Source organism: Pedobacter sp., assembly GCF_041645105.1.
Classification (GTDB): domain Bacteria; phylum Bacteroidota; class Bacteroidia; order Sphingobacteriales; family Sphingobacteriaceae; genus Pedobacter.
Map to the genome: position 1 here is coordinate 295,072 of NZ_JBAZQQ010000003.1, position 16,899 is coordinate 311,970.

General features: G+C 38.1%; 10 protein-coding genes. 5 read left to right on the plus strand and 5 right to left on the minus strand.

Features of this window, described 5'->3' with window-relative positions; translation table 11 throughout:
- Positions 1-71: 71 nt before the first annotated feature.
- Positions 72-1,277 (minus strand): aminotransferase class I/II-fold pyridoxal phosphate-dependent enzyme, encoded by a 1,206-nt coding sequence (locus WC623_RS11270; RefSeq protein WP_372851020.1) that lies wholly within the window; start codon positions 1,275-1,277, stop codon positions 72-74.
- A gap of 418 nt (positions 1,278-1,695) precedes the next feature.
- Between WC623_RS11270 and WC623_RS11275 the strand changes: the two genes are divergently transcribed.
- The 3 genes from WC623_RS11275 (at position 1,696) to WC623_RS11285 (ending at position 3,796) form a co-directional block, all read left to right on the plus strand.
- A complete protein-coding gene (locus WC623_RS11275; protein WP_372851022.1) occupies positions 1,696-2,547 on the plus strand; it encodes a dienelactone hydrolase family protein in 852 nt (283 codons plus the stop codon).
- Positions 2,548-2,700: 153 nt separating this feature from the next.
- Positions 2,701-3,003 carry an RNA-binding protein gene (locus WC623_RS11280; RefSeq protein WP_349788383.1) on the plus strand — a complete coding sequence of 101 codons (303 nt, stop codon included), beginning with the start codon at positions 2,701-2,703 and terminating at the stop codon, positions 3,001-3,003.
- A gap of 103 nt (positions 3,004-3,106) precedes the next feature.
- Positions 3,107-3,796, plus strand: coding sequence for a lysoplasmalogenase (locus tag WC623_RS11285; protein ID WP_372851024.1), 690 nt, complete (start codon positions 3,107-3,109; stop codon positions 3,794-3,796).
- Between the two features lie 13 nt (positions 3,797-3,809).
- Here the strand turns inward: WC623_RS11285 and pbpC are convergent, their stop codons facing one another.
- The 4 genes from pbpC to topA form a co-directional block, all read right to left on the minus strand.
- Positions 3,810-6,209 carry a penicillin-binding protein 1C gene (gene pbpC / locus WC623_RS11290; protein ID WP_372851026.1) on the minus strand — a complete coding sequence of 800 codons (2,400 nt, stop codon included), beginning with the start codon at positions 6,207-6,209 and terminating at the stop codon, positions 3,810-3,812.
- A gap of 3 nt (positions 6,210-6,212) precedes the next feature.
- Positions 6,213-11,801 (minus strand): MG2 domain-containing protein, encoded by a 5,589-nt coding sequence (locus tag WC623_RS11295; protein ID WP_372851028.1) that lies wholly within the window; start codon positions 11,799-11,801, stop codon positions 6,213-6,215.
- A gap of 86 nt (positions 11,802-11,887) precedes the next feature.
- The gene (locus WC623_RS11300) at positions 11,888-12,292 is read right to left on the minus strand and encodes a hypothetical protein (protein WP_372851030.1); all 405 of its coding nucleotides are present in this window, start codon (positions 12,290-12,292) and stop codon (positions 11,888-11,890) included.
- A 5-nt stretch (positions 12,293-12,297) separates the two neighbouring features.
- A complete protein-coding gene (gene topA / locus WC623_RS11305; protein ID WP_372851031.1) occupies positions 12,298-14,880 on the minus strand; it encodes a type I DNA topoisomerase in 2,583 nt (860 codons plus the stop codon).
- A 572-nt stretch (positions 14,881-15,452) separates the two neighbouring features.
- Between topA and WC623_RS11310 the strand changes: the two genes are divergently transcribed.
- On the plus strand, positions 15,453-15,968 hold the full coding sequence (locus WC623_RS11310; RefSeq protein WP_372851032.1) for a glutathione peroxidase: 516 nt from the start codon (positions 15,453-15,455) through the stop codon (positions 15,966-15,968).
- 14 nt (positions 15,969-15,982) lie between these two features.
- Complete coding sequence (locus WC623_RS11315) at positions 15,983-16,873, plus strand: hypothetical protein (RefSeq protein WP_372851033.1); 891 nt, start codon at positions 15,983-15,985, stop codon at positions 16,871-16,873.
- Positions 16,874-16,899: the final 26 nt, after the last annotated feature.

Consider the following 16,899-nt stretch of genomic DNA (forward strand, 5'->3'; position numbering starts at 1 on the left):
GTTTAAGGTTTGGTTGTAGGATGAAAAAAGGAAAGGCTTAATGTTGATCATTAAGCCTTTTAATAAGGTTATTATATGGTTTCCTGGAAGGATTTCACCTGTACTTCTTTTGCAGCTAAAGATAGCTTCTCTACAGCTTCCTCAATTTGTTCGAAAGTATGTGTAGCCATTAACGAGAATCTGATTAATGATGAATCAGAAGGTACAGCAGGGGATACTACAGGGTTTACAAAAATTCCATTGTTACTTAAGATATTCGTTACCATAAAGGTTTTATCATTATCTCTGATATAAACAGGAATAATAGGACTATCGGTATGGCCAATGTCAAAACCAGCATCAACCAATAATTTTTTAGCGTAATTAGTATTTGCCCAAAGTTTGTCGATACGCTCTGGCTCAGATTCAATGATATCTAAAGCAGCAATAACACTCGCAACAGCTGCCGGAGGCATACTTGCACTGAACATTAATGAACGTGCGCGGTGTTTTACAAATTCAATAGTTTCTTCTGTACCCGCAATAAATCCACCTAAAGAGGCTAAAGACTTACTGAAAGTTCCCATGATCAGGTCAACTTCATCAGTTAAACCAAAGTGAGAAGCAGTACCAGCTCCGTTTAAGCCGATTACACCCAGACTGTGTGCATCGTCCATCATGATGTTAGCACCAAATTCATTGGCAATTTTTACAATTTCAGGAAGGTTAACTAAATCACCTTCCATACTGAAGATACCATCTGCAACAATAAGCTTCGCTGCATCTTCTGGTAATCTACTCAATTTTTTACGCAGATCATCCATGTCGTTATGAGCATATTTGATCGATCTTGAAAAAGATAAACGACTGCCATCTATAATAGAAGCATGATCATATTCATCAAGGATCAAATAATCATTTCTATCTAACAGACATGAAATTACGCCCAGATTAACCTGGAAACCTGTACTAAATAGCACAGCAGCTTCTTTACCTACATAAGCTGCAAGTCTTCTTTCCAGCTCGATATGTATGTCTAATGTACCATTAAGGAATCTTGAACCTGCACATCCGGTTCCGTACTTGTCAATTGCCTGTTTGGAAGCTTCTTTAATCTTGGGGTGATTAGTTAAGCCCAGATAGGAGTTAGAGCCAAACATCAGCACCTTCTTCCCGTCTATCACAACTTCTGTGTCCTGGCCTGATTCAATTGCACGGAAGTAAGGGTACAAACCTTTTTCCTTAATTGCGTTAGCGTCTTTGAAAGCCGCTATCCTATCGTATAATTTTTTGCGCATGCTGGTACTTGATATGTTTAGATCACAGAACTTTTTTTAGTTGATATATTTTTTACATGAGCATTCGTTTGTTCTGCCTTTAACAAAGTCTCATTATTGTTACTATTTATTTACTGACTAAATTGACATTTTTGTCAATTCGTAAAAGTCCCCAAAGCTAAGATCATAAACACAGAAAACAAAACTTGAAGTCAACCAAGTTTGAATATATTACTTTTTAAAACAAAATTTACAATTTTCTTATAATTTATTCAAATCTCATCAACAATAAACGCTTAAAAATAAGAACTCTTTCCAATATATCGTCCAAAAGCCCTGCCATAATTTTATACTTATTCTATTAATTGTTCACAATCAACGTACTAAGCTGTATATTGTATCTTCTTTTATTTCGTTATTCTAATAAAATCAATAGTATATGGACCAGAAAATAATCAACCTGTACGATACTTATACCCATAGTGGCATGAGTAGAAAAGAGTTCATGAAAAAACTTGCAATTTTAACAGGGAGCACTGCATTAGCAGTATCTGTCTTACCATTGCTAGAAAACAATTATGCCGCTGCAGCGACTGTTCATTTTGATGATTTACATACAGAAAACATCACCTACAAGGGCGTAGATGGGGATGTAAAGGCTTTCCTGGCAAAACCCAAAAACAAACAACACCTTGGATGTGTGTTGGTAATACATGAGAACAGGGGACTAAATCCGCATATTATTGAAGTGACAAAAAGAGTAGCAAATGAAGGTTTTCTGGCCCTTGGGGTAGATGCACTTTCTCCCTTTGGTGGAACTCCGGCCGACGAAGACAAAGGGAGGGAGCTGATCGGTAAACTTGATCCGGAAAAAAATCTTAATAACTATCTGTTAGGCTTAGCATATTTACGAAATCGTAAAGATGGAAACGGCAAAACGGGTTGTATAGGTTTCTGCTGGGGTGGAGGAATGGTCGGTAAACTAGCCGTTGCTGATCCGAAACTACAAGCAGGAGTTGCATATTACGGCGCACAACCGAATCCTGCAGATGTTCCTAAAATAAAAACCAGCATCATGCTACATTACGCAGGTCTGGACGAGCGTATCAATACCGGAATACCTGCTTTTGAAGCGGCATTAAAAGAAAATAAAATTGATTATCAGCTATTTATATATGAAGATGTTAATCATGCTTTCAATAATGATACGGCTCCAACGAGATACAATAAAGAGGCCGCTACATTAGCCTGGAAGCGTTCCATTACATTGTTTAAAGACAAACTGGCCTAGGAATTAAAAATAATCATCTTAATGTGATTTTGCTAAAACAAAATTTAACGGCCTAGTGTTTATATGATTGTCAGATAATTATACGTATAACTGACACTAACACTTGATTTTAAGCAAAAAAATGCTTACTTTTGTAGAAATTTTTAAACATTAATGAAGATATTTATTACAGGCCTTCCGTTAGAAGTAGGGGAAGATGAACTAACAGCCGTATTTGGTGATTTCGGTCAAGTAAAATCACTTAGAATAATCAAAGATCGTGAGACTGGACAAAGTCGTGGTTTTGGTTTCGTTGAAATGCCTGTTGAAGAAGAGGCAAAAGAAGCAATCAAACGTATGAACGGTGGTGATTATAATGGTAACCGTATTAAGGTTGCTGAAGCACAGGAAAAACCAAATACTGGTGGTGGTGCTGGCGGCTTTAGACGCAATAACCGTACAGAAAAAAGCTACTAAGCTTTTTTTCTTTTTTACAGAATCTATTTCATAGTTTCAATCTATATAGGGCAACAGTTATGACTTATATCATAACTGTTGTTTTGATTATAGACTTTATATTATGATGAAAAGACACAAATGGTTTAGTGCTATATTTGCGCTAATCTTTATCCTGCAGCTTACGCTTGGAAATAATGGAGTAGGGTATCTCGAATACCTGATTAAACCATGCATAGTCTTTTCACTTCTCATTGTGTTCTTTTTAACCACCAAATTAAAAGGACGCTTCCACAAACGCATATTCATAGGGTTGGTTTTTGCCTTGATAGGTGATGTCCTGTTGATTTATGCTGCCCAGGATCCAGCTTTTTTCATGTACGGGCTCATCGCATTTCTATTATGCCATGTATTTTACATCAGTGCATTTTACCTGGATTTCAGATCCGCTCCTGAGCTTGATAAAAAAGGAGCAAGGATCGCTATTCTGCTTTGTGCCATACAGGCCATAGGTTATTATTTGATCATCAGATCACATCTGGGCAATATGAAACTTCCTGTAATGATCTATATCCTTGTGATTAGCATGATGATGATGATGGCCAGCTTCCGTAATCAGCGCGTAAATACCATCAGCTTTAAGTTGATTCTATTTGGCGTCATGCTATTTATGCTTTCCGACTCCATTCTTGCCTACAATAAGTTTGTACAACCCATGAATCACTCAGGTTTATGGATTATGGCAACCTATATGCTAGCGCAATACCTCATTACTATCGGAGCAATTGAACGTAAATTATTGCACAACAACTAGATTTTTATTAAACCTAAGATTTCTCTTTATCCAGAATGTTAAATATCTGGACTAGTCTTTCACCTTTTTCATCCACTAAAGTCAACGTATGTTTTCCGGGCTGGGGACTGATGGCCAACTGATGATAGTTTTGAGTAGTTGCAACATAATCACCATCAATATGCCAGTAAATCTTAGCGTCAGTATTACGGTGTGTCGCATTTAAAACAACCTTACCTCGTCGCCCATCAAACTCTACAGGTACGTATATACTTGCATTATTTTTAGGGTAGATCATTTCCATAACAAACTGCCCCCCCTCATCACCACAACCAGATTTAAAAGGAGGAAGCAGTTTATAATCACTGTGCTTTACCTTATAATAGTACTCCATTGCCGGTGGTAATACGAACCAAGGCATATGTATCATATCTGTAGGGTTCTCGCAAGCATCAGTAACTCTATATGTACCACTTCTGTCCAAATGAATTAATTTATGATAGGGACATAAAGCTGTTTTCTCGCCTGATGGCGCTACCAATTCCTCGACAATATCCTTGCAGTATTCGCCAGCCTTATAACCACTTTGCCGACAAACCTTCATTTTCTTTAGTTTATGTCTTGGGGTTTGAAACCATTTTCCATTAGGCAATTGCTTGAAAATGTCGAACAAAACAGGTGCAGCGACATCAACACCTGTTAAACCAGGCCTACCTTCACCATCCGCATTACCAACCCACACACAAACTACATAATCAGGATTTAATCCAATCGCCCAGGCATCTCGAAAGCCAAAGCTGGTGCCTGTTTTCCAGGCCAGTCTTTGAGAAGATGAAAACTGCTCCCACAAACCTTCTTCTCCCGGACGCATTAATTCTTCCATTGCATTAAAAGTATTCCATATTGCCCCATGACTCAATACAGAAGATACCTGCGTTTCATATCCATCATAGCGCGTATCTCGCTTTCCCTTAATATAAGCAGGAGCATCGTAATCATGTGGGTTATATTTCCCTTTATAATCATTAAAATGATTTAAAGTACGTGCCATCCCCATATAAGTTTTAGCAAGGTCCCACATGGTAACCTCACTGCCACCCAAAATAAGCGACAATCCATAATGATCTGCGGGCTTGTTAAGACTACTGAAACCAAGCTTTTTCAACTGATCATAAAAGCGCTGATACTTATAGTTTTGTAACATCTTAACTGCAGGAATATTTAAAGAACGACTCAAAGCTTTATCTGCCGGAATTGCTCCATCATAACCCAAATCGTAATTTTGAGGCGAGTAGCCACCAATCTGAGTTGGAACATCTGGTATCAGCGTTCTTGGAAGTATAAAACCATCGTTTAACATACTGGCATATAACAGTGGTTTCAAGGTGCTTCCCGGACTACGTAAAGCTTTGATCATATCGACATGACTTTCCAGCTCTTTGTTTTCTGGTTGATAGATATTCCCCACATAACCAACAACTGTACCTTGCTTTACATCAAGTACCAGTGCAGATATATTATTGATATCATTTGCCCGGTAACGGTTGTTATAACGCTTCAGTAAAGCGTTAAGATTTAGCTGTAAATCATAATTAATTGTTGATATGATTCTTGTACCATCATTTTTAATAGCTTGGCTTTTGCGTAAAGTATTATACTCACTTTTAAAGCGATTCAGCAGGTGGGGAGCATTCTGCGGCAAAGCCTGGGGTTTACCTGGAATTTGCTCCAGCTTTGATAAATTAGCAGTAGCTTGATCGATCTGCTTTAAGCTGACCAGCTTATCCAGTAAGTCATTACGCTTTTTAATTAACCTTACGGTATTTTTCCCAGGATGCACTAGGGATGGACTATTTGGCAACACTGCAAGTGTAGCCATTTCGCCCCATGAAAGTGTTTCCGGACTACGCCCAAAGTAACGCCATGAAGCCGCTTCAAGACCAACAACATTACTTCCAAATGGAGCATTTTCTGCATACAATTGCAATATCTCTGATTTGGAATGCGTTAGCTCAAGCCTCAATGCCAATAAAACTTCTATAGTTTTCTGCCATACAGTACGACTTTCCTTTCTAGATAAACGGATAACCTGCATACTCAATGTGCTGCCACCACTCACAACACTTTTAGCCCTCCAGTTTTGCCTCATAGCCCTGCTCATAGCCAATATATCTATACCAGGATGCTCAAAGAATCGTTTATCCTCAAAAGCAACAATACACTGTACAAACTTCTCTGGAATGGTGTCTGCTACCGGAAAACGCCATTGTCCGTCTTTTGCAATTGCTGCACTTAAGAGTTCACCATTTGATGCCTCTACCACATAGGAGGTAGGACTGGTAAACAACCTTTGCGGCAAAGCAAAGCAAAGCCACAATAGCAGGAGCAAGCAGACACCATCAGAAATAAAAATCGCTTTCTGTTTTTTCAACATGATTTATTTAATCACCTGCACCCATTTCCCTGCTTCTGTTGCACTTATGTTATTGTTATACATAGCCTCGCATTGCACTGCAGATAGGTAATACCTGCCGATATAGGAAGCATTTAACAATATTTTATACGTCACCGTTTCGTTTTCTCTCAAATTGAAATAGGTAAACACACGATCATCTCTGATATCCTGGTAAGTAAATGGCGACGAAGCAATCATACTTTCATTATCATTGATCCTGGTATTTATAATTTCCCATCCTGAAGGGAAAATCTGTGTTAAAGCCATCTGCTCATAATAACCCATTTTCCCAGGATTCCTCAATACAACCTGAGCATAGAAATCGGTTCCCTGTTTTAAGGTAGTCACATCTAACGGCTTGCCATTCATCATTTTATAGCTGATATCCATATCCAGCACATCAGGATTATTAGGCAAGAAATCATTCTGACCCGCAGCAGGTTGTCCTTCCAGAATCACACGCACAAACAAAACTCTGTTACCTGTATTGCTGATTGCAATGTTATTACCACCTTTAAAGCTCAGAGGCATACTGCTCATAAACTGATTAGAATTGATTTTACCATTCTTACCATCGATAGTATAGGTGAATTGTAAATTATTAGAAGCAGAATTGGCACCACAGAATTTAGCAATAGCCAATAAGCTATATGCAGTGGTCTGTGTACTATACCAACTGTCTTGCCCAAGTTTTACAGCAATTGATTGTATTAATTTTGCAGCATCTGCTTTGCGGCCCATTAAAGTCAGGGTTTCAAGAATCATCGCTTCATCCCTCAGATTAGAGCCATACGTACCGCCCAATTGATTATAAGGCTGCACTTCTGTAGCTAAACCATTAATCATATTATTTGCTGCATCACGTTGTCCCGCAAGCATATATGCAGCTGCTAAACGCCATTTAGCACTAACAGATATATATTGGAAAGCTTTAAGCCTGTTCATAGCAGCCATATCCGCTCTTTTAGCCAATGCCAATACATATAAACGATAGGATTGCGATAAATCGCCACCATAAAAATTAGTACTATTGGGCGACCAGTTAGCTGCTTTTACTTTTAAATAGCGCAATAACTCATCAACCATACCAACAGGCATAGTATAACCGGCATTTTGTGCTTCAACAAGGAAGTGACCAGCATAATTGCTACCCCATTCATCTGCCGTTGGCGATCCAGGCCAGTAACCTAAACCACCATCTGTTGTCTGGTAACCACGTAATCTGTTGACTCCAGCCTTTAAGTTACGTTCTGTTTCTGCTTTCTGTTTCTCAGTCAGCGGTGTTAATTTATTCAAGTACAACTGTGGGAAAATACCAGAAGTGATTTGTTCCACACAGCCGTGCGGATATTGAACCAGGTAATTTAAACGCTTTTTAAGGTTAATAGCTGGGATAGAAGAGACCTCTACACTTCCATTATTGGTGCCCGACATACCAATAGGGAGGTAAGTAGTACCCATATTTTTACCAGGCTCTACAATAGAAGAAACAACATTGGTTACAAAAGGGTTCGGATTACGTATATCCAGCTCTACATCATAACTAGTTTTTTCTGCACCACTTTGAGCGACAAGCTTAATTTTAGCTATACCTGTCATTTCAGGCGCTTTTACTTCAAAATAAGCCATCTGCTCACCCGGCTGCTTAAAACTTAACTGAGCGGTTCTATTGCCCGTTACCTGTAAGTTCTGCAACTGTAACTGTACCGTAACATTTTTAAGGTGACTTTCAGTCGCAAATACTGTAGCCGGTAAGGTGAAACTTTCTCCTGGGCCGATTACCCTCGGAACAGTAGCCAATAACATGAGCGGCTTTTTAACCTGAACTGTTTTCTCAGCAGAACCATATGCACCGTCCTGACCAGCAACAACCATTGCTCGTACAGACCCTATATATTGAGGTAACTTAAATTTATGAGTTTGTGAGCCACCTTTGCTTAAAGCAAAAGGACCTAAGTACTTAACTACAGGAACAAAACGATTGGCTTTTGCCGGGTTCAGGTTCTTATTCACACTACCATCACCACCAATACTCAGAATACGCTCCAGATTCCCGCCCCAGGCACCTAATACCTGATCAAAAAGATCCCAGGTTTTAACACCTAAACCTTCTCGAGCATAAAATACAGCATGTGGATTAGGGGTCAAATAGCGCGTAAGATCCAATAAGCCTTCATCTACAATGGCAATCGTATAAGTCATGGCCTTACCGTTTTGCTCCGACACTGTAATCGTACTCTCAGTTTCCGGCCTTAGTTTTTCAGCCATTTTAATCAGCGGCTTCAATATCGTCTGAGGGTCTTCAACCAACAGAGGAATAGCACCATACATACGGATAGGTAAATCATTTACCGTTTGCGCATGAGGTTGCAATAAAGTCACGTTGGCAAAAACATTTGGTGCCATTTCCTTTTCAGCCTTGAACTTAAACTGGGTTTGTCCCTTTTTTGTATCTGTCCAGAATGTTTTTAGCACTTTACTACCATTCTCAATTGAGATCAAAGCTCTGCCGCCTTCACCAGAAGGTATAGTCAGCACCACTTCTTCACCCACCTGGAACTTGGTTTTATTAGCAGTAAACGAAAGCATAGAAGCTTCGGTTGGATTACTACCTTGTTCACGTTGTGCCCATCCCGGCCAATCAATGTATACAGATTTTCCTGTAACGTGTCCACCATTTAAATCTCTGATCAGGATTAAATAACGGCCCCATTCCGGTTCATCAATTCTGAATTTCCAACTACCTTTACCGCCAGAAAGGGTCATATTCTCATGTTTGATCAGCTTATTGTATGAGTTCTGTGTGAAATTGGCAAATGAGTTCTCATTATCCTGTTCCCACCACCAGCGCCATTGTACTTTATACAATTCTACACTTACAGTTTTACTTCCTCCAACAAGCTTCCCGTTACGGTCAACATTCACCACATCAACTCTATGATCTTGGCCAGTAAGCAACATACCGCTCATTTTATCACCCTCAGGTGTTTTAATACCATAATAATTCTGGTAAACATGATAAGGGATACTGAAATTATCTATACTGAAATTACCACCAGCCTCAAACACACGGGTGGTAAAATTAGCCTTAAGCATTCCCGGAGCAGTGTTATTCTCGTTTAAATTGGTATTTACCAGAGCTGTACCATTTTCATTTAAAGTTCCTTCAAATATTGTTTTCACTTGCGATTGGAATGCCACTGTAGGGTTATCGAAGTTATAATTATCAAAACCTTTAAAAGTGGTCCTCATCGTGTTCAGGTTCACATCAACTTTTGCTTTAAGATGCTTACCGGGTGAACCAAACAACCAGGTGGCAGAAAGGCTAGCAGTAGATGTAGCCCCAGAGCCCAGATAGCCGCGGTTACCAATATCAAAGTTTATTTTCAGCCTGTTAGGCATAATGGTTTCTATTTTGATAGTCTTGGTAAATACAGCACCACCTGCTTTAACCTTAGCCATCCAGTTTCCTGTCGGAGCAGTACTTTCTGTACCTGTCCTGAATGCATAGAAACCATTTAAAGGTTTACCATTGATAGTTCTTTTAACTAATTGTCCTTGTGGATTATATAATTCAAAAGTAACAGGGTATCCACCAGGTAATTTTTTCAGCTTATCTTCCAGAACAAAGGATAAAAACACAGAATCACCTGGACGCCATACACCACGTTCGCCATAAATAAAGCCTTTTAAACCATTCTGAACAACATCACCACCTACATCAAAACGACTTAATGGGAGGGAGTTTCCATCATCCAGTTTTAAATAGCCCCGCTCATCTCCATTTTTAGCAACCAGGAGGAAGGGTTTTCTTTTTAATTCGAATGAAGCCATACCATCACCATCTGTTTTTACAGTATGGATAACCTGGCGTTGATAATCAAGCAACTCAATGCTAACTCCACTTAAAGTTTTAGCTGTAATCAGATCTGTTGCGATAACCAACATGCTGTTATCATTTCCTCTTTTGGCAATCAAACCTATATTGGAAGCGATTAAATTCCTGCTAGCCCATCTTTCATTGGTATAATAGGATGGGGTGCAGGGGTTATCTCTGTCTTCCCATCTATAATTATTCGGATAATAACTGTTGTAGCGTTCCCAAAATTCATCATCTTCATCAATTTTCTCACCATAACGATCATAATCGTCATAACCTTCACCTTCAGAAGCTTCAGTCTGCGCACATTTGAATACGTTATATTCTCGTTTAAATCCTATTGTAACCCGATACATGGCCCCAGGCTCAGTTCTGATGATCTTATCAAGGTCCAAAGTAAAACGATGTTTTTTATGCAGATCTAAAGCTTTATCCTCATCCAATCTGATTGTTTTTTGAATGATAGGCTTACCTACACGTCGTAATTCATTTCCATCTCTATAATTGTTGGTCTGGAAGAACTGAGGAATGTTGTTCTCATAAATTTTAACGATCGTTACATCAACAGCTTTAAGATTAACCGCTTCAAAAGGCAGTACCAGCTTTCCGGAAATTGGAATAATTGCTCCAGTTCCAGCAATTGTTACAGAAGGTAATTTATTCTCGAACACAATATTGGCCGTTTTACCTGCTTGTAACTTCTTGCCATTAATATTTTCTATGCCTTCATTTACAGTTAATGCATAATTTCCCTCTAATGTATTTGGTGAATATATTTTAATCTGGCTGGCATCAATCGTAAAGCGCAGATCGCTAAGTCCGGCAATCGAGATTAACCCGTTTAAATCTTGTCCAACATTTACTGGCTCTGAAAGTTGAACCAATGCAAAATCTTCTAAATCCTGTACTGCACGGATATTCAAAACTTTAAACACACCATTAGCTGGTACTAAAACAGTTTCCTCACCTTTGCTTTGGTCGCCCTCTGCATCGATAGCTTTACCGGACCAGATTAGTTTTAAAGGAACTTCCTGGCCTGTCTTTTTAATACTGTCGATGGTAAAAGAAGAGGTATTTGCAGCTGGATTATGTTGCCATTTCACCTTAAGTGATTGTGCGAAATCAAGCGTTAATGTTTTTTCAATCAGCTTAATATCTTCCTGATCTGAGGTAGAAACCTCACCACTCAGCTTCATATAATCTAATGAAGTATTATTCTGAGAAACAAGTCCATTTTGTGTTAAATGGATGCCCGGTCTGATGATTTTGAAATCAAATTCAAATGATTCCAGTCCTTTTTCAGTCTCAGTAACCTTATCTAAATTAAAGGTAGCTTCATAAGTTTCGCCTGGCTTGAGGTTTTCCTCTGGTCTGAATTCTACAGTTTGCGCATCTATCCAATAGGACTTTCCTTTTACAGAAGGAGAGAAGCTGAACAAATCCCTGCTATCCGGAACACCAACATCGCTCATCGTTTTGACTTGATTAGCCAGATGTACACGTATAAAACTTTTCTTAGAAACTGTACCTGAGGTATAAGCTTCTATGTATTTGGAATATTGTTGATTATAATCTTTGGGTCGATCTTTTTTAAAGTAAAAGAAAGCGCCAATAGCAACAACTGCAAATGTGATTATAGCAATGAGAGCAGCTTTGTTCCGCTGAACAAATGAGGGAGAGTTGTTTTTCATACAAATCTAATTGAGGATATAAGATGTGTACGAATATTATCAAAAATGATTGTAAACGAAAGGCTTTTTTATCAACAATAAAATTCCTACCTGATCATAACCCCAGGTTTATCTACTAAAGGTATGTGAATGAGGTGCTCATCTACAATACTCTCTGGTAGAAAAATGAATTTCTTATCATAAATAACACCGTCGATATAATAACTTAACCAATATTCATTGGTCAGCCCGAAAACTTCAGGATCTATCGCTTCAACACCAGAAAAAGACTTGGCCTTAAGATCGCCGATAAAATGGCGTAAAACCGAAGTTTTAACCATTTTACCGTCTTTCTCTCCATAGCCTTTAGAGCTAATCAGCACATTTTCTATTGGAGTATCTTTCAGGTTTATAATATAAACCGTCCAGTTTTTTACTTCTGGTGTTTCGCCAATAAGCACCACCGCCATTGCAATATCTTCAACTATATTTTCAGGAAGATCTTTCTTCATAAATATTACTTCTTGGCTGTCGCCTTCTTTGCAGGGGCTTTCTTTTTAGCCGCAGTTTTAGTTCCAGCTGCTTTTTTTGCACCAGTTTTCTTAGGCTCAAAAGCATTAGGTACTTGTTCAACAATTAGTTTTTTAACTTCGTCTAATGAGATAGACGCCAACTCTTCAGCTGTATATTTATCATTTGTAGCTGGGTTCTTACGCAGTTTCAGCATTTCTTTGCCGAAACGGATAAATGGTCCCCAGCGACCGTTCTCAATAGCAATCTTTTCTGCACTCCAAGTTTGAATAAACCTGTTCGCTTCTTTTTCAATCTTCTTATTGATCAGTTCATCAATATCAGTTTGTGATAACTTTTCGAAATTGTAAGCCTTAGGCACATTGATAAACAAATCATTCCATTTGATAAATGGTCCAAAACGGCCAGTACCTTTAGTAACCGGCATGCCTTGGAAATGTGCTATCGGAGCATCTGCAGTGATCTTTTCATCTATAATTTCTATGGCGCGTGCCTGATCTACAGATAACGGATCCTCATTTTTCGGAATTGAAATATAAGTTTCACCCCACTTCACATAAGGGCCAAAACGACCAACACCTACAGATACTTCTTTATCCTGGTAATCTTCCAATTGGAAAGGCAGTTTAAACTGTTCCAGTGCCTCTTCTAAAGTTACTGTACCTACCGACTGCGATTTAGCCAAGCTAGCGTAGCGTGGTTTTTCCTCGTCGTCATTTTCACCAATCTGTACCAATGGTCCAAAACGACCAACCTTGGTGTATACATTTTTACCAGAAGCAGGATCTACACCTAATAAACGTTCTCCATTTGCACGGTCAGCAGTCTCTAATGTTGTTTCTACTTCCAGGTGGAAAGGAGTGTAGAAGGAGTGAAGCATTTTAGTCCATTCCTGTAACCCCTGAGCGATCTCGTCAAATTCCTTCTCTACATTTGCAGTAAAGTTAAAATCAACAATTCCTTTAAAGTGTTCTACCAGGAAGTCATTTACAACTTCACCAATATCAGTAGGGAAGAGCTTAGATTTCTCAGCTCCTGTAATTTCAGATTTAGTTCTTTTAGTTACCGTTCCATTGATCAGTTCTATAGCACCAAAACTACGCTGGCGACCATCACGATCTTCTTTAACAACGTAACCACGATTTTGAATGGTAGAGATAGTTGGCGCATAAGTAGAAGGTCTGCCAATACCCAGCTCTTCCAGCTTTTTAACCAGTGAAGCCTCTGTATAACGCGCTGGAGGTCTTGAAAAACGCTCCGTAGCATTCATTACTTTTAAAGTAAGTTCTTGTCCGCGTGACAATGGAGGTAACATACCATGATTTTCTGCATCATCACTATCATCCTCATCAGAAGATTCCAGGTATACCTTTAAAAATCCGTCGAACTTCAATACTTCACCTTCAGCTATCAATTGTTCTTTACGTGTGCTTACTGCAATTTGAGCAGTTGTTTTTTCAAACAATGCCTCACTCATCTGCGAAGCAATTGCACGTTTCCAGATCAATTCATACAAACGTTGTTCTGAGCTATCGCCCGTTACAGTATGATGGTTGAAATAAGTAGGTCGGATGGCTTCGTGAGCCTCTTGTGCACCTGCAGATTTCGTTTTATAAGTTCTTGGTTGATGATATTTATCGCCATAAGCAGATTTGATTTCTGCCGCAGCTGCCTGTAAAGCAGTTTCAGAAAGATTCACGGAATCCGTTCTCATATAAGTGATACGTCCGCTTTCATATAACCTTTGCGCGATTTGCATTGTTCTGCTTACCGAATAACCCAATTTACGTGATGCTTCCTGTTGTAAAGTAGAAGTTGTAAAAGGAGCGGCAGGATTGCGTTTTGCTGGTTTAGTTTCCAGGCTATCTACTGAAAAACCCGCTCCAACACAGTCGTTTAGAAATTTCTCCGCATCAGCTTCTTTTTCAAAACGCTGTGGCAATTCAGCCTTAACCAGCTCTCTGGCATTACCAGTGTTAAACTCTGCGGTTATTTTATAAGCAGCAGCAGCGTTAAATTTATTGACTTCACGTTCTCTGTCTACAATCAAGCGAACAGCAACAGATTGCACACGTCCGGCCGACAAAGAAGGTTTAATTTTTTTCCATAATACCGGAGAAAGCTCAAAACCTACTAATCTATCCAATACACGTCTGGCTTGTTGAGCATTTACCAGGTTGTAATCAATAGATCTTGGTGTTTCAATCGCTTTTAATATAGCTGGCTTAGTAATCTCATGGAAAACAATACGTTTTGTTTTATCCGCTTTGAGTCCTAATGTTTCATATAAATGCCATGAGATGGCTTCTCCCTCGCGGTCCTCATCGGATGCGAGCCATACCATTTCTGCGTCCTTAGCTAGTTTCTTTAGTTCTGCCACCACCTGCTTCTTATCAGATGGAACTTCATAAGTTTGCGCAAAATTATTGGATATATCTATCCCCATATCTCCCTTAACCAAATCACGGATGTGTCCGTAACTCGATTTAACAAGAAAATCCTTACCTAAATATCCTTCTATCGTTTTTGCTTTCGCAGGTGACTCAACTATTAATAAATTCTTCGCCATTCAGACCGTTTTTCTGCAAATAAAGCTATAAATAAGGCTAATTTCAAAATTCGACAGACATTTTATAATAAATTTATCCGTAAACCGCTCATTTAATCTCTTATATGCAGTATTTATTAATTCAACTTTAGTCTACATTAATACAATCAACTGATTTTATACTGGTATATTACTGAACTCATCCTGGTAGGGTAGTACGATGTTATTATCAGGGCAGTATGAGAGTAATATGAGATTAGTAGTTGTCATTTAGGTCACCCCAAGGCTAATGAAAGGACTGTTTAAGGTTGCTGCAAAATCAAACTCATAAAAAACTCAAAAATCACACCGCAAAAAGCTGATTATCAATACAATGATCAAGCAAAACTTATAACTTCTATGAGTCTCCTATGACTCTCATATGAGTCTTGTATGGGTTTATATGACCCTGGGTCATTCAAAAGGCTATTAAAGGGCTACTTTTAGACTATTGATTCATACAATGAGATACTTTAGCGATTTTTACTATTCCATTATAGTTTTCTAAACTATTTGTCCTTAGATTCGTATATATCCTTTAAAACCTTAAAACGATGAATACATTATTGATATTAATGACCTTGCTTTTTAATCCACCAACTAAAAGCGTTTACGACTTTTCTTTTAAAACCATTGACGGTAAGGAAGTAAAGCTGTCTAAATTTAAAGGTAAGAAAATTCTGATTGTAAATACAGCCTCAAAATGTGGCTACACACCGCAATATGACGATCTGGAGAAATTGCATAAGCAGTATGGTAATAAATTGGTGTTGATCGGTTTCCCGGCAGGAAATTTCGGCGGACAAGAATTGGCAACCAACAGTGAAATCAAAGAATTTTGTACAGGAAAATTTAATGTTACTTTTCTCTTAGCTGAAAAAAGTAGTGTTAAAGGTGCCGACATCAATCCTTTGTTCAAATACCTTACAACAGCAGAAAACCCTGACTTTACTGGCGATATCAACTGGAACTTCGAGAAATTCCTAATCAATGAGAAAGGACAACTGGTACACCGTTTCCGTTCTAAAGTAAAACCTTTGGATGAAGCAATAGTAAGTAACATTAAATAACTTAATATTAAACTATGTTAACGCATTTCAAAAGATCCATCTCAATAGCTTTATCTATTGGGATGTTGCTATTTAATTCCTGTACTAAAAATAATGAAGTAACACCTGAGGATAATGAGAAAAAAACTGAAGAAGTGATTCCTCCAGGTAAAAAGGAAAAAACAAATGAAGAAATTGCATTTGAAAAAAGTATGTTAGGACTCTGGCAAATTATTCCTTCTTATGATCTGTCAGTATATCCACGAAACAAATCAATGAGTTCATCCCAAGAGAATAATTTTAAAAGTCGTACTGTTGAAAAAACAAGTGTTACTAGTATTGCTATACCATCAAATTATTTTTTTATGGAATTCCTAGAAGACCGAACATATCTGATATCTGATTATAAGATGAGTATTTTTGCAGGAAAATTTAATGCCGTTAACGATACAACACTTCAACTAGAAAATTTCGGCACTGTAATCAAAACTAAAGAGGGAAAACTTGAAATTAAACAAAGTTCCACAGGGGAATTTATAAATTATTATTATAAGTTCCAATATAATAATGTTCGTATTAATGATGCCCATGTAAATCTTTGTTCAAATACCTGGGTATTGGGAGAGGATATTGATGGAAAAGCCTTACTAAATGAACATGTTTCTGACAAGATTCTTATCAATTTTTCAGTATATGGTTCTTATAGAGAAAAGAGGTATAAAAACAATGAAATAATTAATTTCATAATTAAAGAATGGCGTTATAACATTAATAAAAATATGAGTATTTTCTGGCCTACAATAGAAAGCAATAAGGAAATAATCATAATTGAACTCACTAAAGATATTTTAAGAATACAGGAAAATGAGATGATTAACGATGAAATAATAAAGATTAGAAACTTGGTTTTTAGGCCTGAAAAATAAATTTAATGCTTTTACAAAAGAGAAAT